Source organism: Aquimarina sp. (genome assembly GCF_977115655.1).
In genome coordinates this window covers 1-26305 of record NZ_CDSBKO010000069.1, presented here as the reverse complement: position 1 = coordinate 26305, position 26305 = coordinate 1, and the positions used below count along the sequence as shown (strand labels likewise).

Genomic DNA, 26305 nt, shown 5'->3' with positions numbered 1-26305 from the left:
GTTGCAACCCTCGATATTTTTTTGTTACACACTTCGTGGCTTAGTGCCTTTTTTTATAGGCTCAAAAAACATAAAAAGAGTATGCCTGAATTTTTAGACATACTCTTTTACTTTTCTACCAATTCGAAAAAATATCTTTCTTTACTATATAAAACCCGGCTAAGCATCTACAATAGTTCTGGATTGTTGGTATTCATTATAAAAAGTGGTATTTGTAAGCTAGTATCGTATCATCAGTTTATCCAAAATATCATTCAACAAGTATTTTCCTTCTTTTACATGATCGTCTATATCCTTTTTTACTGCATTGATCGAAGACTGCTCTGGTCTGGTATTACCTACCAAAGATTTAAACTCTGTAGTAGTAGTTCTTATGTCTTCAATCTCTGATTCGGTTACCCCATACTCCGATTGTAAGATAATCTTTATCTTTTCTGCCTCACTGGTTAATATTTTACTATAAACAACCAGGTCTGTTTCTTTTTTGATTTCTAATGCACTTATAGAAGTTACAGAAACCTCTTTTAACTCCTCGTTTTTCGTAACAGCTGCATGGGCAGACAAAGCACCTGCCAAAACAAGGAGTTTATTCTCCATATAGTAGCACGGATCAAATTTTTATTCTTTGTCATTCCTTTGGTTGTTCTGGATACGTCTTCTCCAAGTATTTCGATGCCATCAATTTCAATATCCAATATTTTTTTGTATCCGTAAATTTTGGGTTACCACTCCAAATACTAGTGTATTTGTCTAACGTATTTTGCGTTGCCAAAAACATACGGTAATTTTTTAATTGATTTTATAATACTCCTAACCCAAACAAGTGTATCCAAAGACAAGCCAACCTTATCCAAACACCGACTAAGTGCATTCAAAGACAATCTAGCCTTATTCAAATACTAATTATACAGTTACAAGTATTTACAGACCTTATATCGTTATGGGATACTTAATAAGTTACCTCTCTTCGATAAATACTATCCATATATGTCGCTCAGGAAAAAAATTACCCCTATAGGTGTATTTTTTTCACTTTTATAAATCGCTTCAAATTCTATTTCGTGTAGTAGTACTAGTGTATAGTAAAATAAGGGCGCGGTATTGCTGTGTTAAGGAATCGTTATCTGTCCTTTTTTACCCGTAACATTTTTATTTCAAAAGGGATCAACCCATATAAAATATAAATCTAACTTTTAAAACTTTTTTATTATGAAAAATCTTATTTTCTCATTATTTGCATTGATTACAATCACTGTAAATTCACAAATTAATGTTAAAGACTTTCAAGTTACTGCTAATCCTAACAACTCTTATGCAAGAGGAGATAGGTTCGATTTCAAATTTGATGTTCAAGGCATTTATAGTGATCTGGAATTATTTGTCTACTATGAAAGCGAATCTCGATCGAATCTTTTAGGAAAAATCCATTGGAATCGAGATAGAGATGAACCTCTAAACTTTCCTACTTATATAACAAGAAACACATGGTTCAACAGTTTTTTAGATAGAACTATTACGATTCCAGGTAAAAAATTCATTTTAATTGTTAAATATAACAACCACAGAAAGCAATTAATTTATCAATCATCTTCTCCAGACAACGATGGAGATGGGGTTCCTAACTCACAAGATAATTGTCCTAACGTAGCAGGTCCTGCTTCTAATAATGGCTGTCCTGTATTACCTAACTTAAAATTAAAAAGCCTTAAAGTTAGAAACACTACTACAAATAGCACAATTTTCAATTTCCCTAACGGTAACACGGCTACCCCAACTTTGAATAAAGGCAATTATTATGATTTTATTATCGAAGTTGAAAATAACATATCAGGCTCAAATGCAGCAAATTCTGTTTCTTTGGATATGTTATTAAACACAAGTACTACTCTTTATCCAGACCCCAGAGCAAATGTATACAATGTAAGTACAGATAGTAATATTGGTAATGTTAATGCAAACAGTTCCATAATAAAAACATTTTCAGTATACGTTTCTAGTACTATAGGTTCTTCACCATCCTTATCTAATGGGAGTGGATATACGTTAAGCTTTGATATAGATAGCAAAGGTCGAATTAGCGAATCGAATGAAAATGATAATATAAATCAACTCCAATTTATATATTCTTCTTCAAGATCGAATACTCTTTCTGCTTTAAAACCGTCTAATCATAAGCCTTATGAAGTATCTGTTTTCAACATTTCTGGAACACCAGTAACCAAAAAAATAGTTGTAAACAAAGAAGAAGAAAACTCGTTTACCAAAAACTTGCCCAAAGGATTTTATATCATTAAAAATGGTACAGAAACGTATAAAGTAGTAAAATAAAAACAGGGATACCTCTATTTTATAGTATAGCCGAAAATCAGGACACATCCTGGTTTTCGGTTTTTTTTGTTTTTACCCCTAAAAAAAAGCTCCTTCCTTTGGATAAAGTTGGAGGGTTCGCAAATCCCTCTTTCTTATCCATCTTCAAAAAGATGGATAATTCATTCTCCCTTTTACGTAAAGGGAGAGCTTTTATAAGTATATCCTAATAAAAAGGCTCCTCTCTTTGGAGAAAGGGAGAGCTTTAATAAAATTTTACTACGTTTGTTACTAATGAAGAAAACACAAATACATACTAAAAAAGAACTCAAAGAATATCGAAGAGCATTAAGAAAAAACCTTACCCCTGCCGAAGCTTTTTTATGGAACCATATAAAATCTAAAAAATTAGACGGAAAAAGATTTCAGAGACAGCATAGTATAGAATATTATATTGTAGATTTTTATTGCGCTTCAGAAAAACTGGTTATTGAGCTGGATGGCGAGGTGCATAATAGCCCTCAGGCTGTGCTAAAAGATACTATTCGAACAACAAGACTTAATGAACTTGGGTTTACAGTTATTAGATTTGAAAACAAGATGGTTTTTGACTATCTGCCTTCTGTATTATCCGAAATAAAAAGTCATTTCACCCATACACCTTAATAAAAGGTAAGTTAGGAGATTATTAAATCCCTCTTTCTTTCCAACCTTTGAAAGGTTAGAAATTCATTCTCCCTTTATGTAAAAGGGAGAGCTTTATATATACCACCAAAAAGCTCCTCCCTTTGGATAAAGGGAGAGCTTTAATACGATTGTATTTTGTTTTTTAGCGTAATGGCTTTACTTTGATATTTTCCATTGTAATGAATAATGTCTTCTAGCTTTAAAATACATTTATCTTTCTGTTTTACTTTTAGATAAGTTAATGCCATATACCACAATGCATCTTCATAAAAACCACTATCACTCGGGATATTCGTAAACATTGCAATAGCTTTCTGTTCCTTATTGATATGTAAATAGCTATTGCCAATACACAATCTTATTTCGTCTGTTAGTGGTATGGTATCCAAGTTTTCAAAAACAGAAATTACCTTATCATAATTACCCGCAGTGTAGTGTTGCAGAAGGGTTTCTACCCACTCCTTATTGGTTTCGCTTCTTATACCATCTGTTATTGGATAGGGAGTATAATACGCTGTATATAAATCTTGCATGGTATCTTTTGGCAGGAACGTTTGCCACACCACACCACTTATGCCCAGCAAGAGTACAACTATTGCTGCAATCTTCCAATATTTAAAAAACGGTTTTTGTTTTGCAACACCTTCCATACTTTCTTCTTCATAAAACTCTTGCTGGATACTTTGCAAGTTTTTCTTAAAGTTCAGCAGTTTTTTATCTTGCAATACATCTCGCAAAGCTCGGTGTTTTTCTACTTCTATTTGCAGTTTGGGATCTATAGCTATTTCCTTTATGAAAGCTTTGTGATCTTCTGTAGATAATCGATTGGCAAGAAAGTCTTCTATCCTGTCAAAAGTGGATGAGGATCTGTTCATAATCTCTATTCTTGTGGGATATTTATTCTTAATTCTTCGTAGGTGGGATCGCTTTCGATACGCTCTATCAAGTGTTTTTTGCATTCAAATTTTTTCTTTCTGGCATATCCTTCAGAGTACCCTGTTTCCTCTGCAATTTGCCGCATACTCTTTTCTTCAAAAACCAACGATAATAGCTTTTGGCATGCGGCAGATAGTTGCAAAAAATATTTACGATAGACATGTTCTCTATCCTGATTTTCTATCCTTTGCAATATATCATCATCTAATTCTTCAGAGATTTCAAAAACTGTATCGGTAGTAAGTACTTTACTTTTTTTTTGCAATCTCTTTTTCCATAAATTTTTACAAATAGCAAAAAAATAGGTGCGCAATGTAGTGGTAAGCTCCAAAGAATCCGACTCCAGCTTTTGGTATAGCAGCACCAAAGCATCTTGAAAAACATCTTCCACATCCTCTTTATTGCCAGAGTTTTGAAGAACATATCCTCTTATATACTTAAAATTATCTTTGTAGAAATTTTTAATAATTGCCCGGTCTCCTGCCAATATCCCTTTTAAGATTTCCCGGTCTTTTGTATCCTTCATAATTTGAGATGTTATAAGACTATCTGCAATGTTACTATATGGTTAAATTGCTATAAATCTAAACTAAAAAACAACCATTTTAAGTTCTTTGTGGTTAACGAATTGTTAGCAAACCTTAGAACGTATGAAGCCATTTTTTGTTATAAAAATTAGTGTCGTATTCCTATTTATTTTTAGTGATTTTTTATCTGCACAATCTGTAAATGATACCTTACTGGCCAATCAATATTATAAAAAAGCGGACTCTTTATTAGGAGATAAAAAAGTAGATAGTTCTATTATTTATTTTAAGAAAGCATTGATACTATATAAAACCAATACATCTTGGGAAAAAGTAGCTTCTTGCTATAATAAAATTGCAGCAAATTATAGAAACACCTCTAAATTTGACAGTATCCTGTATTTCTCTGAAAAAGCAATACAAATTTGTGAAACAAAACCCATAATAAATAATACAGAAAAAGCAAATGCTCTAAATAACACAGGATGGTATCATTTTGAAAAAGGAAATTATTCTGAAGCATTATTGTACTTTAAAAAAGTTTTAAGGATTAGATCTCAGGTTCTTGAAACAAATCATGAAGATATCGCTGATTCATATAACTGTTTGGGTAGAACTTATTCTAAAACTTACGAACTTGATTTCGCTATAAATTCGTACGAAAAAGCATTAGAAATAACCAAACGAAATGACAAAAAATCTAATAATATTGGCATATATTATAACAATCTTTTTGTAATATTTTGGAAAAAAGGAGATTATGATAAAGCTTCTGAAAATTTATATAAAGCTATTAATTTTCAAGAAAAAATATCTCATCAAAATCATCCTAAAAATGTACTTTATTATAATAATCTGGGGAATTTATTAATGACTAAAGGGGATTTTGAAAAGGGATTAGAACATTATAAAATAGCTTTAAGAATTCAATTAAATCTAGAAGATAAAGAAGAAAAATTAACAGCTTCATTGTACAACAACATAGGGAATACTTATAAAATATTAGGAAAATATGATAACGCTTTAAGCTATCACAAAAAAGCATTGACAATAAGAAGAAAAATATATGGAGAACAGCATAATTCAACTGCCATGTCTTTTATTAATTTAGGAAATATTTCTAGAATAAAAGAAAATCCAGAAGAAGCCTTAAAATATTATCATAAAGCAAAAAATATCTTCATTAATACTTACGGGAACAAACATCCTAGCCTAGGAAAAAGTTATAACAATATTGCTGTAATATATTTTAAAACTGATGATATCAATAATGGTTTAGAATATTTTAATAAAGCTATTGATATATATGTGAATGCTTATGGCGAATTACATCCAGAAATATCAGATACCTATACAAATTTATCTGAATGTTATTTAGAAAAAAATATGTACGACAAATCAATATTCTTTTCTAAAAAGGCTTTAAATATCAATTTTAAAACTCTAGGAGAAAAACATCCTTATAATTCAGATATATATAATGATTTAGCAACAATACTTTACAAAAAAAAAGAATATAAAAAAGCACTACACTTTTGTGAAAAAGCAATAAACACAAATATTAAATCTCCAAAAAAAGAACACAGAATAGAATTCTTTGATATTAAGACCGCTTTAAATTCTATACAAATTAAAGCTAAAATCAATAAAGCTTTATATGAAAAAAAAGGAAAAATATCTAATCTACAAAAATCTATAAAATCCTACCAAAAAACAGATTCCTTAATCGCTTATGTTAGACAAACTACTCAGGATTATGAAGACAAGCTTACTTTTGCGCAAACGGTTAAAGAAATTTATGCCGATGCTATAGAAGCTAACTATCTATTATATAAAGCACAGAGAGACCCCAAGGCTTTACATAGAGCTTTTTATTACAGTGAAAAAGGCAAAGCCAATACTTTACAAGAGCTACTTAATGATAGTAACGCCAAACAATTTTCTGATATACCTCTAGAAACTTTAGAATTTGAGCATACCTTAAAAACAGATTATGCTTTTTATACCTCACAAATCACTAAAGAGCAATCTAACACCAATATAGATAGTACAAAACTTGCTTTATTCGAAAACAAGATATTCAGGATTAAAACACAGCAGGATTCGTTACGCACAGTTTTAGAAAAAACCTACCCAAAATATTACCAATTAAAATACAATACGTCTTTTCTACCTGTTGGAGATATTCAAAAACAACTCCCGGATAACACTACGCTACTGGAGTTTTTTACCACCGATAGTGTAACCTATGCATTTAGCGTCTCTAAAAACACCATAAATTTTACCAAAACACATACCTCACAATTGGCACAGGATATAGAAAATTTTCATAAAAACATTGTTTCTAAAAACATACAATCCTATAAAGATCTTGCCACAAAACTATACGATAGTCTTTTACTGTCTGTAGCATCCAAAATAAAAGGAGAGGAATTGATTGTTATCCCAGATGGTCCACTATGGCATCTTAACTTTGATGTATTACATACTCAAAAAGAAGTTTCTAACGATCCAAAACGTTTTCCTTATCTATTGCGCAAATATGCTATTTCTTATGCCAATTCTGCTAATGTTTTGTTTGCTAAGGACAAAAATCCCAAAGAGGCAACTACACTACAAGAATGCCTTGCTTTTTCCTTTACAGACAGTACACAAATAAAAACTACAAATACCCTGCTATTATCTGATTTAAGAAATTCGATAGTTGACCTGCCGGGCACCCGAAAAGAGATTAAAGCCATCGCTGATATTATAGACGGACAATATTATTTTGGATCACAGGCAAACGAAACCAATTTTAAAAAAAACGCAGGAAAATACAACATTATTCATCTGGCTTTGCATGGAGAGGTAGACAATGAAAATCCAAAAAACTCTAAACTATATTTTACCAAAAACAAGGATACCATACAAGATAACACATTATACAGCCATGAATTATTTGCAATGCACATCCCGGCAGAACTAACTGTACTTAGTGCCTGTAATACCGGGGCAGGAAAAATTGCAAAAGGAGAAGGTATTATGAGCCTGGGAAATGCTTTTCAATATGCAGGAACCAAAAGTTTATTATTAAGTAATTGGGAAATATCGGATCAAACTACTCCCCAGATAATGAAAGAGTTTTATACTAACCTAAAAAAAGGAATGACCAAATCCAAAGCTTTACAGCAAGCAAAGTTAAAATATCTGGGAACCGCAGACATACATCGAACACATCCTTTTTATTGGGGAGGATTTTACCTTGTTGGCAATTCAGCTCCTATTGCTTTTAAGTCAAGTACTATGCTATATTGGATTCCAGGTACGTTAGTATGTTGTATAGCCTTGGTATTGGGGGTAGTTTTATACAGAAAGCGCAAAAATACTCTTAACATAAAATAAAAGATTCTTTTTTAATCCTTACATGTTTTAAAGACATGTAAGGATTACTTCAACAACAGAGCTAGTTTGAGAAAGACTTCCGGAAAATACATTTTGTTTTCAAGGCAAGACTTGGGAAAGTAAAATCTCAACGAGGAATTATAACTTATATCTACACCTTCACTTCTTTCCACTTTCCTTTTTTAAACCATATAATCCCAATCACGGCTATTAGCACCTCGGCAAAGGTAATTGCCCAAAACACTCCTATAGCTCCCCAATCCATAACTAATGCCGCAAAATATGCAAATGGCAATTGAAACACCCAAAAGCAGAAAAAATTGATAATCGTAGGGGTTTTAGTGTCCCCGGCACCATTAAACGATTGTATAACCACCATACCATACCCATAAAAGATATATCCTGTAGCAATTATTCGTAAACTTAATGCACCATATTCTACAATAAGGGTTTCATTACTAAAAATTTTTAGGATAGCTTCTGCAAATACCAAATAAAATACAGACACAATACCCATAAAAACTGCATTGTATTTTCCGGTTTTCCAAACCGATTGCTCTGCTCGTTCGGGTCTTGCCGCTCCAAGATTTTGCCCAACTAATGTAGCCGCTGCATTGCTCATACCCCACGAGGGCATAAGGGTAAACATCAATACCCGAATTGCAATGGTATATCCTGCCAGAACTTCGCTCCCAAACTCTGCCATAATACGCATTAAAAACACCCAACTGGAGGTTCCGATAATAAATTGTCCTATCCCACCCAAAGATACTTTGATAAGGTTGAGCATTATCCCCGCGCGAAAAACAATATCTTTTAAAGACACTTTGATCTTACTCCACCCGTAAAAAAGAATTAATAGCTGAAACAAAACTGCGCTGCCCCTGCCAATAGTAGTGGCAATAGCTGCCCCCTGAACTCCAAATGCAGGCACAGGACCAAATCCAAAGATAAAAACAGGGTCCAAAATGATGTTTAATATATTTGAAAATATCAATACCCGCATCGCTACAGAAGCATCTCCTGCACCACGAAACACTGCATTGATCAAAAACAGAAGCATAATAGTCACATTACCCCCCAATAGTATCTGTGTATAGCCATACCCATCTGCAATAAGATCTGATTCTGCACCCATAAGACCAAGTATTTCTTTGGGGAAAAGTATGCCCAACACACTAATTACCGATGCAATAACGATTCCTAAAAATATAGATTGAATAGCAGCTTGCGAAGCTCCATTAATATCTTTCTCCCCAACCCTTCGGGCAACTATTGCAGTAACACCCATGCTAAGGCCTATAGCTACAGCATATACCAGAGTAAGCACAGATTCTGTTAATCCAACCGCTGCAATAGCATTGGCCCCCAGAAAAGAAACATAGTAAGCATCTACAAGGAAAAAAACCGATTCCATCATCATTTCCAGTACCATAGGAACCGAAAGCATGAAAACTGCTTTGCGAATACTGCCAGATGTAAATTCTTGCTCTTTGCCGGTTATAGCTGTCTTAAAATAAGAAAATATACGAGTAAGGATAAGTTTATTTTGAGTCATAATAGTAAAAATTATATACGAATTAAATGGATACAAAAAACCAAGAAGGAACTCTTAGCTTCTAAATACGGGAGTCTGATTGTACAATTATGTACATAATTCTATTATAACTTCATGATAAAACAAATATGCGGTATTATTTTTGAATTTCAAAATTAATTATATTTTGCTCTCTTAACAATATTACATAGTTATTGTTTGTAAAGTAATTATCATATTTACGTTTAAACCGTAAATATTGTACGGATTAATAGTTTGTTTGGTGTTAAACAGGCAAGTACAGCTATTTTTTATATAGTTTTTAATTTTTATGTTGTATATTTATCCTCCCGAAATAAATTTTTGTATGAAAAAAATCTACTTGCTGCTTATGTTTATTGGTGTTGTTTGTTTGTCCTTCTCTTCAGGGATTCAAGCACAATCCAGTAGTGTCCAGGAAGAAGGCACTAAAAGCGAAAAAATTGAAGGCATTAGTATTTATCCCAACCCTGCGACTGGTGATAAACTTTTTATTACCTCTGCCAAAAATCTTACCAAAACAATTTCTATTTTCACCGTATTGGGTGAAAAAGTTATGTTTAAGGTCTTAATAGGAAGAGAATTAGATATTTCATCCTTACCTCCTGCTGTTTATGTTATAAGGATCAAGGAAGGAGAACAAAAAGCTACTTTAAAATTTGTACGTGGTTAACTAAATTATTTATTAGTTTTTTTGTTTCTTAAATATATCCTTCGAAATTTCTTATAACTTTTATCCTAATAAACAGGGTGTCTGTTTACCTCATTTTTATACCTTTGTTTTACAACATTTGTGGAACAATCTTTATGCAAGCCGATACTATTTTTTCTATTCAAAACCATTCAGATTTTGAGCGATTGGCGTTGCGCATTTTTACTCATCAATACCATAACAATAGTATTTATCAAAGATTTTGTAATCTGCTTGGTGTTACAAAAACTTCTGTACAGCACATAAATCAAATCCCATATTTACCTATACATTTTTTTAAACAAGAAAAAGTAGTAAGCAATCAGATCCCCACGCAAAAAGTCTTTACAAGTAGCGGGACTACAGGTAGTATAACCAGCAAACACTACGTTAGCGACTTATCTGTTTATGAAAAAAGTTTTACTAAAGGGTTTCAGTATTTTTATGGGGGCATTACAGAATATGTGGTTTTAGCATTATTACCGTCGTATCTGGAAAGAGAAGGATCTTCTTTGGTATATATGGCAGAAAAACTTATTAAAGATAGTAATCATCCTGAAAGTGATTTTTATTTGCACAACATCCCTGAACTTGTAAAAACCATACAAAAACTTATTTCTAAAGATAAAAAAATACTACTTCTGGGAGTTTCTTTTGCTTTATTGGATCTTGTTGAAAATTACAACCTGCAATTAAATGACACTTGTGTAATCATGGAAACCGGAGGCATGAAAGGCAGAAGAAAAGAAATGATTCGAGAAGAATTACACGAAGTTCTTAAAAAAGGGTTTGGTGTTTCGCAAATCCATAGTGAATATGGCATGACAGAATTGTTATCTCAAGCATATTCTAAAGACAATGGTATTTTTTATTGCCCGCCATGGATGAGAATTTCTACTAGAAACCCCGAAGACCCTTTAACTTTATTAGAAACCAACAAAACCGGTGGGGTAAATATTACAGACCTTGCCAACATAAACTCCTGCTCTTTTATAGCTACGCAGGATTTGGGCAAAACCTATCCCGATGGAAGCTTTGAAATTTTAGGCAGATTTGACCATAGTGATATTAGAGGGTGTAACTTAATGGCTCTATAATTATGGCTGCAAAAAAGAATTTAGGTTGTTTTTCGTTTCCTGCAATTCTGCTAATCTCTTTGGTTGGTAGTGGGGTTATTCAAACATTTATACCGATCTCTTTATCTACAGCATTTGTATTGTTATTGCTGTTTTTTTCATGGTTACTAGGTAAACTGGAGGGAGCACATGAAAAAAAATTCTACTGGCGTTATATAGCATACAGCTTATTAGTTCTTATACTTACTTTTGGATTGCGTTACATTCTGGATAGCACACCTATATCTTTAGAAAGCCAAAAATCTAATATTTCTGAATCCATTTATCGTGAAAAATCTCTGGAAAATGGAGATTCTATAACTCTGCTAAAACAAGACAGAAAATGGATCGATAATTATGGCAACACTTTTCATGGAAAGTTTTCGGTTAGAGAAAATGATTATATAACTTCCAAAAAAGAATATTTTAATAAGGCGCAAAAACAACAATCCTGGGGGAAGTTATATAAATATTTGGCCGATTCAGATACTCCAAGACTTGATTTAATCCTTAAAGAGTTTACCAAAATAAAAGAAGCAAAACAGCTTAACCAGTTTGAATTTGCCGAAATGGTAGTTACTTTTATACAAGATATCCCCTATTCTTTTGTTTTTGAAAACGCGTGCCAACCTCCTTCAAAATACGAAGAGTCTATTAAAGTAGTATTAGAAAAATGCTCAGATTGCTGTATTGGTAACATTCCATTCGGAATCCAAAATCCAGTAGGTTTTATGGGTAATCTAAAAGGAGATTGTGATACCAGAACCGTAATTATATATGCTATCCTTAATTATTTTGGATATGATGTTGCTATACTTAACAGTGACTACTATAAGCACTCTATTCTGGGCTTGCACATACCTGCAAAAGGAGTTTATAAAATATACAATGGCAAAAAATACTATACCTGGGAGACTACAAACAAATACTTTACTATAGGTACGTTACCCAAAAATTTTGATAATATAAACCATTGGTACATTGTACTAACTAACAAATAAAACTATGCAAACCAAAATATTAACCCTTGCTTTTATAGAAATGGCACTAGCTATTGTGGTTTCTGTACTTATATTATTTATATCTTTTAAAATTCTGCAAAAAGTTTTTTTTAAAGACATTTCGATTAGAGAAAATAATATGGCATTTTCTATTTTTACAGCAGGAATAATTCTTTCCATAGGTATTATTCTTTCAGAAATCATTCCTTCTATTACTAATATGGTACGATTATCTATGTCTGGGGAAAATGAAATTACATTTTCAGAAATCATTCAATATTCAGGATTATATTTAGGTATCGGGTTTTTATTTGCATTACTTATCAATACTTCTGTCTTTTTGCTCTTTTCTGCATTGACCAAAGGTGTTAACGAATTTAAAGATATCCAACAAAACAATGTTGCTTCTGCCATAGTGGTAACCGCTACCTTAATTGCTATCACCTTGATTGCAAAAGACAGCATTAGCCTGTTAATTAGCGCATTGATCCCATATCCAGAAACTACTAATTTTATGTTATAAAGAACATTATATCTAAAAATGTGTTAAAACTGTAAGGTCTTCATCCTTTTTCGATCTAATACTTATAACTCTGTATTAGAAACAAATAAGATGAACAAATTTTTTATTTTACTTTTTTTTGGCTTCGTTTTTACAACAAATGTAATCGCTCAAAAAATAGATTATAACACCAATAAAGGTTTTATAGCAGGGGGATATGATGTAACCGAATATTTTAACAATAAAGCGGTAAAAGGAGATAGTAAATACCAAACCATGCATGATGGGGCTAGCTATAAATTTATAAGTCAAAAAAATTTGGATAGATTTAAGAGTAGTCCTGATAAATATACTCCTCAATATGGTGGATACTGCGCGTATGCAATTGCAGTAAATAGTGAAAAAGTGGATATAAACCCTAAAACTTTTGAAATACGTGAAGATAAGTTATATCTGTTTTATAATTCTTGGGGGATTAACACCCTAGAAAAATGGATAGATAAAGGTGCAGCAAATTTGCAAAAGAAAGCGGATACTAATTGGCAAAAAATTAAAATAAAAAAGTAATGCAGTAGTATTGAGTTGCATATAATGCTAAGTTTTTTTCAATAATTGATTGGTTAGTTTGACAAAGTCTGCTAAGAAGAAATTCTGGCAGGCTTTGTTGTTTAGTAGAAATTAACAATAAAAAGATGGTGAGAGATTATTCTTAAAAACAAACAGATAAGTAACTGTTTTTTAACAATTTCTAATTTCACCTTACTACATAACCTTAAAAAACGTACGCTAAAAAACTGGTTTACAGAGTACAATGTTTTTTACACTTCAAAATATACACAATATTAAATATCCATTAATCGTTTTCTTCGGTACATAACACAAATTCAACTTAAATTTAACAAAATGAAAACAAACAAATTTCTAAGCTTATCGGCTTTAACCTTTTCTGTATTAATGTTTTTTAACTGTCAAGATGATTCTGATCAGGAACTGACACTGCTAGAAGAACAACCCGGATTCTCCGAAGCCTCTTCAGAAGTCTATCCACTAACAGGAAATGAAAAAAAGGTTACCAAAATCTTTTTTGGTGAAAAAACCGAATTTAGTGAAGTAAATAACACTCTTATTCTTGGAGATATGATATTATCTCCAGAACAGGTAGAGGAATCTAACCTCCTTGAAAAAGGAGTAATTCGCAGAGACAGACATTGGTCCAAATCCGGAAACTATTACTATATCCCGTATACTGTAGACAGTAGTTTGCCAAACAAAAACCGTGTTACCGATGCTATTGCCCACTGGGAAGGTAAAACCAAAATACGATTTATAGAAAGAACAAACCAAAGTGCTTATATACATTTTAAAAAAGGCTCAGGATGTTCTTCTGCTGTAGGAAAAACAGGGAGTAAACAAAATATTACTCTGGGTTCTGGTTGTTCTACAGGGAATACCATTCATGAAATCGGACATGCTATTGGTATGTATCATGAGCAACAACATCCAGATCGTGATAATTATGTTACTATTAATTTTGATAATATCGAAAGCGGAAAATCTTCAAATTTTAATAAAAAATCTTCTTCTTCGGTTAGAACATCCACATTTGATATTGGATCTATCATGATGTATGGTTCTTATTTTTTTAGTAAAAACGGAAAACCAACGATCGTAAGAAAAGATGGAAGCACTTTTAATATACAACGTAGCGCATTAAGCAGCGGAGACCTGAGTGCTATAAGACTATATTATCAATAATATCTGTATCCATTAAAAAAGGAGAGAAATATCTGATATTTCTCTCCTTTTTTAATATTTTCAAACCAATTTTATCTATTCTTCTTAAATAATTAGGTTTTACTCCTGTTTTTATACTGCTCTAATCACAAAATAGTTTTTCTTACCTCGTTGCAATAACACAAACTGATTGTTAATCAAATCTTGTTCAGATATCGAATATGTATCGGTAACTTTTTCTCTATTTACCGATATAGAGTTTTCTTTTAAGGCTCTTCTGGCTTCCCCATTAGATTTTAAAAATCCGGTATACTCTGCCAAGGCTCCTATAATATCTAATCCATCGGCAATTTTATCTTTTGCAACTTCGGCTTGTGGCACTCCATCAAAAACGTCTAAAAAAGTAGCTTCATCCAACTCTTTTAAATCTGCAGAGGTAGATTTTCCAAAAAGGATATTAGACGCTTTAATCGCATTATCCAGATCTTCTTGAGAGTGCACTATAACCGTAACCTCATCTGCAAGTCTTTTTTGTAATATCCGTTCGTGTGGTACTTCTTTATGTTCTGCTACCAAAGTTTTTATTTCTTCTTCTGTTAAAAAGGTAAAAATCTTGATATACTTTTCTGCATCTTCATCACTGGTATTTAACCAATATTGATAAAACTTGTATGGTGAGGTACGTTTGGCATCCAGCCATACGTTTCCACCTTCAGATTTCCCGAATTTAGACCCATCAGATTTTGTGATTAACGGGCAGGTTAATGCATATCCTTTTCCTCCTGCTATTCGTCTGATTAATTCGGTACCGGTAGTGATATTTCCCCATTGATCGCTTCCGCCCATTTGTAGTGTACACTCATGCTCTCGATATAAGTGTAAAAAATCATATCCTTGTACCAATTGGTATGTAAATTCTGTAAAAGACATTCCTTCTGAAGATTCTGAGGAAATTCGGTTTTTAACCGAATCTTTTGCCATCATATAGTTAACCGTAATATGTTTTCCTACATCTCTAATAAATTCCAGAAATGAAAACTCTTTCATCCAATCGTAATTATTAACCAATACTGCTGCATTGGAAGCATCGCTTTCAAAATCTAAAAATCTGCTTAATTGAGATTTTATTGCTTCTTGATTATGACGAAGTGTTTTTTCATCCAACAGGTTACGCTCGGCAGATTTACCAGATGGGTCTCCTATCATTCCTGTAGCTCCTCCAACCAGTGCAAAAGGTTTATGTCCTGCTCTTTGATAATGCGCCAATAACATTATAGGAACCAGATTACCAATATGCAAGGAGTCTGCAGTAGGATCAAATCCAACATACGCAGCTCGCATTTGTTCCATTAAGTATTCTTCGGTACCGGGCATGGCATCATGCAACATCCCTCTCCATCGTAACTCTTCTATAAAATTTTTGGTCATTGTGCTATAATTCAATTAAGAGCCGCAAAGATAAAAATATGAATACTATTCTGCTATGAATAGTAAGAGAAATCAACAAGACATTGTTTTTACCTTATACTTTCTCTAACAAAAAACTCAAGTTAAATTCTAAATTTTGTTCTGTCAAACAACAAACAAGGTAACATTTTTACTTTCTTTGTTATTAACTACTAGATATATAGTTTTATCCCTTATGAAAAAAGCCTCTTTATTTTCTCTGTCTTTTATAGCCTGTTTCTCTTTCTGTCTGTCGTTCTCATCTGCTACATACGCACAAGTAGAAAAAGATACCATATTAGCATCACAATATTTTAAAAAGGCGGATTCTTTGTTGACCGATAGAAAGCTAGATAGTTCTGTTGTATATTTTGAAAAAGCTTTAAAGATCTATCAAAAATCTGAATCTTGGGAAAAAGTGGCTGCCTGCTATAATAAAATATCTAATGTGTACTTCAATAATTCTAATTCCATTAAATCCATTGAAGTTGCTAAAAATGCCTTAAAAACATGCAAACAGTATCTACATAGCAATCATAGAGAAGAAGCCTATGCATATGACAATATCGGATACTATTATATGTATAATTCTGAATATACAACTGCATTAGATTATCTTAATAAGTCATTAAAAATACGTAATGAAATATTTCCAAAAAACAATCATGAGGACATAGCATTATCATATTATAAAATAGGCTTTCTAAATCATAGGTTAGGGCTATTTGATTTAGCATTGAAAACGCACAAAAAAGCATTAAAAATTCGTCAAAATATTTATGATGATGAAAATCCTATTGTTTCTGATTCTTATAATCAAATGGGATTAGCTTATGAAAGATTAGGAAAATATGAGGATGCAATTTCTTGTTATAATAAAGCATTAAAAATTAAATTACATACTTATGGTGAAAAACATATCGAGACAAGTTATATATATTCTAATCTAGGGTACGTTTATATGGATATTTCAGAATATCAAAAATCTGAATTCTATTTTAAGAAAGGATTAGCTATACAAATAAAAACATACGGAGAAGAACATGTAAATGTAGCACGATCTTATTATATGATAGGAGGGCTTTATAAACAAATAGGTAAATATACCCTATCAGAACAAGCCTATCAAAAAGCACTAAGCTTATATATTAAATTATTAGGAGAAGAAAATACTATGGTAGCTAATACCTACTATAGTTTAGGAAGGATTTTTTCTGATAGAGGCTTAAATGATGTTTCTTTAATAAATTTTCACAAAGCTCTCGATATATATAGTCATAAAAACAAAAATCATCCTAGTATTGGTAAAATTTATAATATGATAGGAATTGTATTATCTAATAAGGGAGCTTATGAAAAAGCTTTACAGTTTTATAAAAAAGCTTTGGAAATCTCTATTAATACCTTAGGTGAAAACCATTACCAAACAACAACCGCATATAGTAATATAGCATTGATCTATGTCTACAAGGAAGACTATGATCAAGCTTATTATTACGCCAATAAATCATTAAATATCCGGACAAATAGCTTGGGAGACAATCATCCTAAAATAGCAATATCCAATATGCGAATAGGGAGCATTTATTTTGATAAAAAGCAATATCAAGACGCATTATATTATTACAAAAAGGGTTATAACATATACTTAAATAGATTTAACAATAATCATCCACAAATTTCAGAGTCTTTAGGAAAAATAGCTCTCCTAAAACTAAAAATGGGAGAATTAAATGAAGCATTACAGTATTGTAACCAGTCTTTAGAAATTAACAAAAAACTATATCCAGAAAACAATAGTATTATTGCCAAAAACTATAATGACATTGCATCTATTTATTTAGAAAAAAAAGAATACCAAAACGCATTACAAAATTATCAAAAAGCACTACAATCAAATTCTAAGTTCCATGAGGAATTCATTAGTGAGGTTTCCCTAAAAATTGATAACTACCTAGACAAAAAATCATTATTAACCTCTATAACAGGTCAAGCCAAAACGTACAAAAAACTATATCTACAAGACAAAAATTTCGACTATCTTAAAAAAGCAATACAAAAGCACCACTTGGCAGACACCTTAATCCAGACTATCCGCCAGTCTTTTACGAACTATCAAGATAAAGTTGCCTTTGCCAAACAAGCAAAAGAAATCTATCAGGAAGCTATAGAAACCGTTTTACTACAAAAAGACTCACAATCGCTAGAACAAGCATTTTATTATGCAGAGAAAAGCAAGGCCAATACCTTAAAAGAATTACTTAACGATGCTGGTGCAAAAAACTATTCCGGGTTACCTGCAAATATGGTGGCTTTAGAAAAAGAACTAAGAATTAATCGTTCTTTTTATCAATCCAAAATCACAGAGGAGCTGTCTAATAAAGAGGTAGATACTTCAAAAATTCGTGATTTTGAAAATGAATTGTTTATAACCGACAGACGCCAGGATTCCTTAACCGAAATCTTAGAAAAAAATTACCCAAAATACTACCAGCTTAAGTATCGTAATGATATTGTTTCTATTACCGATATACAACAAAAGCTAGACGATAAGACTACTGTTGTGTCCTTTTTTACAGGAGATAGTGTTACCTATGCTTTTACCGTTTCTAAAAATGATATCTCTGTACAACAACTATCCACACCAAAACTAACCGAACAGATCGAAGAGTTTCGTAATAGTATTATCGCTAAAGATATACAAAAACATAAAAAACAAGCGTATGCATTATATACCAAACTTATTGCACCCATACAAGATAAGTTGGTTGGCGAGGAACTGATTATTATACCCGATGGTCCTTTATGGCACCTTAATTTTGAGGTATTGATAAGCAAAAAAGACGATTCTAACAATCCCGCACTGTTATCCTATTTATTAAAAGACTATGCCATCTCCTATGCCAATTCTGCTACCTTATTGTTTACCCCTTTTAAAGATGTTGCCAAATCTAAAACACTACAGGAGTGTCTGGCATTTTCTTTTTCAGATAGTACCAACATCGCACAAGCAAATACCATGCGCCTTGCAGCATTAAGAGATACCGGGGATGATCTTCCTGGTACGCGAAAAGAAATAAAAGCCATATCCAATATTATAGATGGAGAATACTATTATGGATCCCGGGCAATAGAATCTAATTTTAAAAAGAACGCAGGAAAGTATAACATTTTACATCTGGCACTACATGGGGATGTAGATAACGAGAGGCCAGAAAACTCTAAACTGTATTTTACCAAAAGTAAAGACACACTAGAGGATAATTTGCTGTACAGTCACGAATTATTTGCATTGGATATCCCGGCAGAACTTACGGTTCTAAGTGCCTGTAATACCGGATCGGGTAAAATAGCCAAAGGAGAAGGGATTATGAGTTTGGGTACTGCTTTTCAATATGCAGGAACCAAAAGTTTACTGTTAACCAGCTGGGAGGTATCGGATCAAACTACCCCCAAGGTAATGAAATATTTTTATACCAACCTAAAAGCAGGGATGAACAAAGCAAAAGCTCTGCAACAAGCCAAATTGCAATACCTAACCACTGCAAATATCAACAGAACCGACCCGTTTTACTGGGGAGCGTTTTATTTGGTAGGAGATTCTGCTCCGATTCCTTTCGAGAGCAATACATTACTATATTGGATTATAGGAGCCCTAACACTAGTATTATTAGTAGGTTTGCTTTGGTATCGAAGGAAAATAAGAAACACATGATATTTGCTTTTTTACAACAAGCAGTAACAATTAAAAGTAGATGTTGCTTTACTATACTGATGGTTTTAGTAAATTTGCGGTCTTAATTTTAGATGATGAGCTACGATTTTAATACTATTGAAGCCAAATGGCAAAAATATTGGGCAGAGAAACAAACTTTCAAAGCAGAAAACAATAGCGATAAAAAAAAGTATTATGTATTAGATATGTTTCCTTATCCTTCGGGAGCAGGATTGCATGTTGGGCATCCGCTTGGATATATAGCCAGTGATATATATACACGATATAAGCGTCATAAAGGATTTAATGTATTACATCCCCAAGGATATGATTCTTTTGGATTGCCGGCAGAGCAATACGCAATCCAAACAGGGCAACATCCTGCCATCACCACCAAAGAAAATATCGCTCGCTATCGGGAGCAATTAGATAAAATAGGATTCTCTTTTGATTGGAGCCGCGAGGTACGTACCAGTAATCCTGATTTTTATAAATGGACACAATGGATTTTTATCGAGTTATTTAACTCCTGGTATGATAAAAATGCAGATAAAGCAAGAGATATAAAAGATCTGGAAACTATTTTTGCTTCTACAGGAAATATAGAAGTACATGCAGTTTGTGACGAAAATATAGATCCGTTCACCTCGCAAGAATGGAATGGTTTTACCTCTAAAGAAAAGCAGGAAGTTTTGCTTAAATACAGGTTAACCTATTTAGCAGAAACCGAGGTAAACTGGTGTCCGCAGTTAGGAACCGTATTAGCAAATGATGAAATTGTAAACGGAGTTTCAGAACGTGGCGGATACCCGGTGATTCGTAAAAAAATGACCCAGTGGAGTATGCGAATCTCTGCCTATGCAGAGCGGTTACTACAAGGTCTGGAAACGATAGACTGGACAGAATCCTTAAAAGAATCCCAACGCAACTGGATCGGCAAATCGGTTGGGGCAAGTGTAACTTTTAATGTCCTTCCCTCTGGGGAGGATTTAGGAGGGGATGAAGAACAATATACAATCGAAGTTTTTACCACTCGCCCCGATACTATTTTTGGGGTAACGTTTATGACTTTGGCACCAGAGCATGATTTAGTACAAAAAATAACAACTCCCCAACAAAGAGCGGATATAGAAGCCTATATAGAAGCAACAGCAAAACGAAGCGAGCGCGAGCGCATGGCAGATGTAAAAACCATAAGTGGGGTATTTACAGGAGCGTATGCAGAGCACCCGTTTACCAAAGAACCAGTACCCATTTGGATTGGCGATTATGTATTGGCAGGATATGGTACCGGTGCTGTAATGGCAGTGCCATGCGGGGACCAGCGGGATTATGATTTTGCAAAACATTTTAATATCCCTATTACTAATATTTTTGAAGGAGTAGATATTTCTGAAGAAGCTTTCACAGATAAAGAAAATACGACTATCGCAAATTCTGATTTTTTAAATGGACTAAACTATAAAGAAGCTACTGCAAGAGCAATTCAGGAACTTGAAAAAATAGGACAGGGACAAGGAAAAACCAATTACAGACTTCGGGATGCCGTATTTAGTCGTCAGCGATATTGGGGAGAGCCGTTCCCGGTATACTACGTAGATGGGATGCCACAAATGATCGCTACAGAACATTTGCCAATAGCATTGCCAGAGGTAGAAAAATATTTACCTACTGAAACCGGGGAGCCACCATTAGGTCGTGCTGATGTTTGGGCGTGGGATGCCAAAAACAATACAGTTGTTTCTAAGGATTTAATCGATCACTCTAGTGTGTTTCCTTTAGAGTTAAATACCATGCCTGGTTGGGCAGGGAGTTCCTGGTATCCATTTCGATATATGGATGCCGGTAATGCTACCGAATTCGCTTCCGCGGAAGCGTTACAATATTGGGAAAATGTAGATTTATATATTGGTGGTAGCGAACACGCAACGGGGCATTTGTTGTATTCTCGTTTTTGGACCAAATTTTTAAAAGACAGAGGACACCTTACTGTAGAGGAGCCATTTAAAAAACTTATTAACCAAGGGATGATTTTGGGAACTAGTGCTTTTGTTTATGGAGCTTGGGTAAACTTCTTTAACTATGAGCCTAATAATGAAGACGAAAAGAGATATATTGAAAATAAGCGGTATAAGAAATTCGCTTTATTTTTCTCAAAAGAGAAACTAGATAAGATTAAAGAAGGTAATGGTATTAATGAACTTGAGAAATGGGTAACCAATAAATTTCCAAACTCAATTATTATATCTAAAATAGATGAGAATAAGTATACAGAAAATGTATTTAGTTTTTCTGGAATTTCAATGCATGTAGATGTTTCTTTAGTAAACTCATCTAATGAACTAGATATTGAAGGTTTTAAAAGTTGGAGGCCAGAATTCAAAGATTCTATATTTATTGGAGAAAATGGAAAAGCCCTTCCCATAGGGGAGGATTTAGGAGGGGATAAATACATTGTAGGTCGCGAAGTCGAAAAAATGTCCAAATCCAAATACAATGTGGTAAACCCAGATGGTATTTGCGAGCAATATGGCGCCGATAGTTTACGATTATACGAAATGTTTCTTGGGCCATTAGAGCAAGCCAAACCGTGGAACACTGCCGGGATCACAGGAGTACATTCGTTTCTTAAAAAATTATGGAAACTGTATCATTCAGGACCAGAGGCAACATTTTATGTATCTGATTCTTCTATTTCTGAAGAGCCAGAAGCAGCTAAAATATTACATAAAACCATTAAAAAGGTAGAAGAAGATATTGAGAATTTTTCTTTTAATACCTCGGTAAGCACATTTATGATTGCAGTAAATGAGCTAACTGCACAAAAATGCACCTCCAGAGAGATTTTAGAACCGTTAGCAGTATTAATCTCTCCGTATGCACCACATATTGCAGAAGAGTTATGGCAAAAGCTTGGAAATGAAGAGTCCATTTCCACAGCAGCATTTCCTGTTTTTGAAGAAAAATATCTGGTAGAAAGCACCAAACAATACCCAATATCCTTTAACGGTAAAATGCGTTTTACGCTAGAATTGCCTTTAGATTTAAGTAAAGATCAAATTGAAACAGCAGTTATGGCAAATGAAAAAACGCAACAACAATTAGCAGGACGTGAACCTAAAAAGATAATTGTAGTACCAGGTAAAATTGTAAATATTGTAGGGTAGATAGTACTAAGTAAGAATTTTTTGAGTAAGAGGTATGTATTCATTCAAAATAGCCTAAAGAGAATTAAACTCTCTTTAGGATTAAAAAAAATAAGCACATGGTAGATTTGGTAGAAATACTTGGATTTGTGGCAGCAACTTTAACTACTATTGCATTTTTGCCACAAGTGTATAAAACTTGGAAAACAAAATCTACAGATGGTTTATCTGCCTCTATGTTATTTGCTTTATTATTTGGAATGCTTGGATGGCTTGTTTACGGACTTTTAATTCATAGTTTGCCAATTATTGTTGCGAATTCTGTTACTTTAATTTCAATGTTTGTATTAGTATATTTTAAATATCAATATAAAAAATAATATACATTACCATAAACACAGGTTTTTAAGGAATTAGTCAGGATTATTAATGACGCATTTTTACACATCTTTTATTGTTTTATTTCTTAAAAACATATATTTTCGGCACAAAAAATATAGATATGATAATTGGTGTTCCCAAAGAAATCAAAAATAACGAGAACAGAGTAGGTGTAACCCCTGCCGGAACAATGGAACTCGTTAAGCATGGTCATACTGTTTTTATACAGAAAAATGCAGGTCTTCAAAGTGGTTTTGAAGATGAAGAATATATCAAAGCAGGTGCTAAGATTTTATCCACAATCGAAGAAGTATACAGTACTGCCGAAATGATTATCAAGGTTAAGGAGCCTATTGAACCAGAATATAAATTGATCAAAAAGGATCAGTTAGTATTCACCTATTTTCATTTTGCATCGGGAGAAGAATTAACCAATGCAATGATTGCAAGTGGTTCTGTATGCGTTTCTTATGAAACAGTAGAAGATCCGGATCGTAGTTTGCCTTTATTAACACCAATGAGCGAAGTAGCTGGTCGTATGTCTATACAACAAGGAGCTAAATTTTTAGAAAAACCATTAAAAGGAAGAGGGATTCTTCTTGGTGGTGTTCCCGGAGTTGCACCAGCAAAAGTGTTAATACTTGGTGGTGGTGTTGTAGGTACACAAGCAGCTAAAATGGCAGCAGGTATGGGAGCAGATGTTACCATTCTGGATATTAGTGTAAAACGTTTGCGCTATTTGGATGATGTAATGCCTGCTAATGTAAAAACAGAATTTTCTAACGAATATAGCATTCGTAAACATATAAAAGACTCTGATCTAATTATAGGTGGAGTATTGATTCCGGGAGCAAAGGCACCAAAATTAATTACTCGCGATATGCTTAAAGATATGCGTGCAGGAACAGTAATAGTAGATGTAGCTGTAGATCAGGGAGGATGTTTTGAAACTACCAAACCTACCACGCATCAGGATCCTGTATATATTATAGATGATGTAGTACATTATTCTGTTGCAAATATGCCCGGAGCAGTGCCATACACGTCAACTTTGGCATTAACTAATGTCACTTTGCCATACGCTATTCAATTAGCAAATAAAGGATGGAAAAAAGCTTGTAAAGAAAATGAACCTCTTAAAAAAGGATTAAATGTAATTAACGGTGATGTTGTGTATCCTGCAATATCAGAGGCTTTTGGGCTTCCGTTAAAAAATGTAAATGAATATTTGAATTAAACTCGATTTATTGGCTAACTCAAGTTTATTTGATCAAAAACCTTGTCATTATGGCGAGGTTTTTGTATTGTAAATAGTAACTTTAATATACTTTATGTGTCATATATAGACTTATAACAGATATAAAGCAGATGTAATAAAGCAAAAAAGTATTTAATTATGATGGGATATTATATTATTGCGGGGATCATATTCTTGGTGAGCTCCTTTGTTAGCAATAAACTTAAAAGTAAATTCAAGAAATACTCTAATATCCATTTACAAAATGGGATGAGTGGAGCAGAAATCGCAATTAAGATGTTGCAGGATAATGGTATAAGAGATGTGCAAGTAGTTTCTACCCCCGGGATGCTTACAGATCATTATAATCCTGCAAACAAAACAGTAAACCTTAGTGAAGGAGTGTATAATCAGCGCAATGCAGCAGCAGCAGCAGTAGCAGCACACGAATGTGGTCATGCCGTACAACATGCTACAGCATATAGCTGGTTAACTATGCGATCTAAAATTGTGCCGGCTGTGGGGATTGCCAGTAAGCTGTCTAATATTGTAATTATGGCAGGACTTGCTCTTTCTGCATCAGGAATGATTTTGGGAAATACTTTGTTTTTGGTTGGAATTGTATTGTTTGCGGTTACTACATTATTTGCATTTATAACATTGCCTGTAGAGTATGATGCCAGTAACAGGGCACTGGCATGGTTAGAGAACAAAAACATGTTAACCAGAGAAGAACATGCAGGGGCTAAAGATGCATTAAAATGGGCTGCACGTACCTATGTGGTAGCTGCTCTGGGATCTTTGGCTACACTATTGTACTTTATTTCTATGTTTCTGGGAAGAAGGGATTAAATAACCATACTTACTTTGGGGCTTAAAAAAAATACATTTATATTCTCATAAAATGTATTTTAACATTTCTATTTGCCAACTACGACAAGTATGGCAGGCTATGCTCTATTTTTAATACCATCTGTAACCTATGTTACTTTGGAAGCAAAAAGGATTCAATAAATTTGCTTAGATCTATTTAGTGTTTGGGATAGCTCAAAATCAATGACCTTGCAGAAAATGCACAAGGTATGCTTCCAAAAGTATACTTTGTTTGAAGCGAGCCTTGGGGGATCAGCCCCTCAATAAGGGATTGAAAATACAATAATCCCTGTAGAGGAGATCTTTAAAATCATAAACTATATATCGATCTATTTTGTATCGATTTTTAAAATTAAGTATATGAAAACAAATATTATTGTTCAAAACCTGAAGTGTAATGGTTGTGTAAAAACAATTACTTCTGAAATTCAGCTAATAGAAGGGATAACCGATGTAGTTGTAGACTTGGAGTCCAGTGTTATTTCCTTTAACTATAAAGATCCTGTTAATGCTCTTTCTGTAAAACAACGTTTAAAAGCCTTGGGATATCCATCAATAGATGAAAACAACTCTATAATAAGTAAAGCAAAATCCATGGTGAGTTGCGCTACAGGAAAAATTAAAAACCAATGAAAAAAATCATCTTAATTTTAGTAAGTACAATAAGCTTTGTTACTTGCACCCCGGCAAATAAAACCAATACATGGAGTGAAAATAACCTTGCCGGCAAAGTTACTTATGGGGATAAAGTAAATAATACAGTTGTATATAGCAACAATAGCTACAAAATGATAGCCTTTGCCATAAAAAAAGATCAGATTTTGAAGCCACATTCTGCACCTGTAGATGCACCCCTTTTAATGTTAGAAGGGAGTGCCAAAATTACTATAGGAACCACCATGCATATTTTGAAAAGCGGGGACTTAATAACACTGCCTAAAGATATTTTACACGGGGTGTATCCTATTACAGATTGTAAGTTTTTACTCATTAAATAAACCACTATGGATTGGAAATCCATAGTTTTAAACAAAAGAATGAAATTCT

General features: G+C 33.2%; 21 protein-coding genes and 1 pseudogene. 17 read left to right on the top strand and 5 right to left on the bottom strand.

From position 1 onward, the window contains the following. Positions 1–219: 219 nt before the first annotated feature. On the bottom strand, positions 220–597 hold the full coding sequence (locus tag ACZIYX_RS20905) for a hypothetical protein (protein ID WP_462684203.1): 378 nt from the start codon (positions 595–597) through the stop codon (positions 220–222). Positions 598–1593: 996 nt separating this feature from the next. Here ACZIYX_RS20905 and ACZIYX_RS20900 point away from each other — a divergent pair. From ACZIYX_RS20900 to ACZIYX_RS20890, 3 genes and pseudogenes are all read left to right on the top strand, one after another. Further along, positions 1594–1677, top strand: a pseudogene (locus ACZIYX_RS20900) (thrombospondin type 3 repeat-containing protein); the annotation flags it as partial. Positions 1678–1863: 186 nt separating this feature from the next. Then, entirely contained in the window at positions 1864–2328 is a 465-nt protein-coding gene (locus ACZIYX_RS20895) for a T9SS type A sorting domain-containing protein (protein ID WP_462684204.1), read from the top strand. 273 nt (positions 2329–2601) lie between these two features. Then, entirely contained in the window at positions 2602–2973 is a 372-nt protein-coding gene (locus ACZIYX_RS20890; protein WP_462684202.1) for an endonuclease domain-containing protein, read from the top strand. A gap of 140 nt (positions 2974–3113) precedes the next feature. On the opposite strand, the gene ACZIYX_RS20885 is transcribed toward ACZIYX_RS20890, so the two are convergent. Beyond that, the gene (locus tag ACZIYX_RS20885; RefSeq protein ID WP_462684201.1) at positions 3114–3869 is read right to left on the bottom strand and encodes a tetratricopeptide repeat protein; all 756 of its coding nucleotides are present in this window, start codon (positions 3867–3869) and stop codon (positions 3114–3116) included. 5 nt (positions 3870–3874) lie between these two features. Further along, entirely contained in the window at positions 3875–4456 is a 582-nt protein-coding gene (locus tag ACZIYX_RS20880; RefSeq protein ID WP_462684200.1) for an RNA polymerase sigma factor, read from the bottom strand. Between the two features lie 124 nt (positions 4457–4580). On the opposite strand from ACZIYX_RS20880, the gene ACZIYX_RS20875 reads away from it, so the two are divergent. Then, entirely contained in the window at positions 4581–7841 is a 3261-nt protein-coding gene (locus tag ACZIYX_RS20875; RefSeq protein WP_462684199.1) for a tetratricopeptide repeat protein, read from the top strand. 151 nt (positions 7842–7992) lie between these two features. Here the strand turns inward: ACZIYX_RS20875 and ACZIYX_RS20870 are convergent, their stop codons facing one another. After that, positions 7993–9399, bottom strand: a complete 1407-nt coding sequence (locus ACZIYX_RS20870) for an MATE family efflux transporter (RefSeq protein WP_462684198.1) — start codon at positions 9397–9399, stop codon at positions 7993–7995. A 346-nt stretch (positions 9400–9745) separates the two neighbouring features. Between ACZIYX_RS20870 and ACZIYX_RS20865 the strand changes: the two genes are divergently transcribed. The 6 genes from ACZIYX_RS20865 to ACZIYX_RS20840 all read left to right on the top strand — a co-directional run bounded on the left by ACZIYX_RS20865 (position 9746) and on the right by ACZIYX_RS20840 (position 14481). Beyond that, positions 9746–10090 carry a T9SS type A sorting domain-containing protein gene (locus ACZIYX_RS20865; protein WP_462684197.1) on the top strand — a complete coding sequence of 115 codons (345 nt, stop codon included), beginning with the start codon at positions 9746–9748 and terminating at the stop codon, positions 10088–10090. A gap of 134 nt (positions 10091–10224) precedes the next feature. After that, positions 10225–11205: a LuxE/PaaK family acyltransferase gene (locus ACZIYX_RS20860; protein ID WP_462684196.1), complete on the top strand. Its 981-nt coding sequence runs from the start codon at positions 10225–10227 to the stop codon at positions 11203–11205. 2 nt (positions 11206–11207) lie between these two features. After that, the gene (locus ACZIYX_RS20855) at positions 11208–12224 is read left to right on the top strand and encodes a hypothetical protein (protein ID WP_462684195.1); all 1017 of its coding nucleotides are present in this window, start codon (positions 11208–11210) and stop codon (positions 12222–12224) included. A 4-nt stretch (positions 12225–12228) separates the two neighbouring features. After that, positions 12229–12747, top strand: a complete 519-nt coding sequence (locus ACZIYX_RS20850; protein WP_462684194.1) for a DUF350 domain-containing protein — start codon at positions 12229–12231, stop codon at positions 12745–12747. A 90-nt stretch (positions 12748–12837) separates the two neighbouring features. Further along, positions 12838–13293 carry a YHS domain-containing (seleno)protein gene (locus ACZIYX_RS20845; RefSeq protein WP_462684193.1) on the top strand — a complete coding sequence of 152 codons (456 nt, stop codon included), beginning with the start codon at positions 12838–12840 and terminating at the stop codon, positions 13291–13293. Positions 13294–13629: 336 nt separating this feature from the next. Next, on the top strand, positions 13630–14481 hold the full coding sequence (locus tag ACZIYX_RS20840) for a M12 family metallopeptidase (protein WP_462684192.1): 852 nt from the start codon (positions 13630–13632) through the stop codon (positions 14479–14481). A gap of 111 nt (positions 14482–14592) precedes the next feature. Here ACZIYX_RS20840 and tyrS read toward each other — a convergent pair whose 3' ends face one another. Then, positions 14593–15888: a tyrosine--tRNA ligase gene (tyrS, locus tag ACZIYX_RS20835; protein ID WP_462684191.1), complete on the bottom strand. Its 1296-nt coding sequence runs from the start codon at positions 15886–15888 to the stop codon at positions 14593–14595. A gap of 214 nt (positions 15889–16102) precedes the next feature. On the opposite strand from tyrS, the gene ACZIYX_RS20830 reads away from it, so the two are divergent. The 7 genes from ACZIYX_RS20830 (at position 16103) to ACZIYX_RS20800 (ending at position 26256) form a co-directional block, all read left to right on the top strand. Beyond that, positions 16103–19621 carry a tetratricopeptide repeat protein gene (locus ACZIYX_RS20830; RefSeq protein WP_462684190.1) on the top strand — a complete coding sequence of 1173 codons (3519 nt, stop codon included), beginning with the start codon at positions 16103–16105 and terminating at the stop codon, positions 19619–19621. Between the two features lie 95 nt (positions 19622–19716). Beyond that, positions 19717–22788 carry a class I tRNA ligase family protein gene (locus ACZIYX_RS20825; protein WP_462684189.1) on the top strand — a complete coding sequence of 1024 codons (3072 nt, stop codon included), beginning with the start codon at positions 19717–19719 and terminating at the stop codon, positions 22786–22788. A 98-nt stretch (positions 22789–22886) separates the two neighbouring features. Beyond that, on the top strand, positions 22887–23147 hold the full coding sequence (locus ACZIYX_RS20820) for a SemiSWEET family sugar transporter (protein WP_462684188.1): 261 nt from the start codon (positions 22887–22889) through the stop codon (positions 23145–23147). Between the two features lie 122 nt (positions 23148–23269). Beyond that, entirely contained in the window at positions 23270–24385 is a 1116-nt protein-coding gene (gene ald / locus ACZIYX_RS20815; protein ID WP_462684187.1) for an alanine dehydrogenase, read from the top strand. A gap of 159 nt (positions 24386–24544) precedes the next feature. Further along, entirely contained in the window at positions 24545–25237 is a 693-nt protein-coding gene (locus ACZIYX_RS20810; protein ID WP_462684186.1) for a zinc metallopeptidase, read from the top strand. A gap of 381 nt (positions 25238–25618) precedes the next feature. Next, positions 25619–25891 carry a heavy-metal-associated domain-containing protein gene (locus ACZIYX_RS20805; RefSeq protein WP_462684185.1) on the top strand — a complete coding sequence of 91 codons (273 nt, stop codon included), beginning with the start codon at positions 25619–25621 and terminating at the stop codon, positions 25889–25891. Then, positions 25888–26256 (top strand): cupin domain-containing protein, encoded by a 369-nt coding sequence (locus tag ACZIYX_RS20800; protein ID WP_462684184.1) that lies wholly within the window; start codon positions 25888–25890, stop codon positions 26254–26256. The genes ACZIYX_RS20805 and ACZIYX_RS20800 overlap by 4 nt, the downstream gene beginning before the upstream one ends. Positions 26257–26305: the final 49 nt, after the last annotated feature.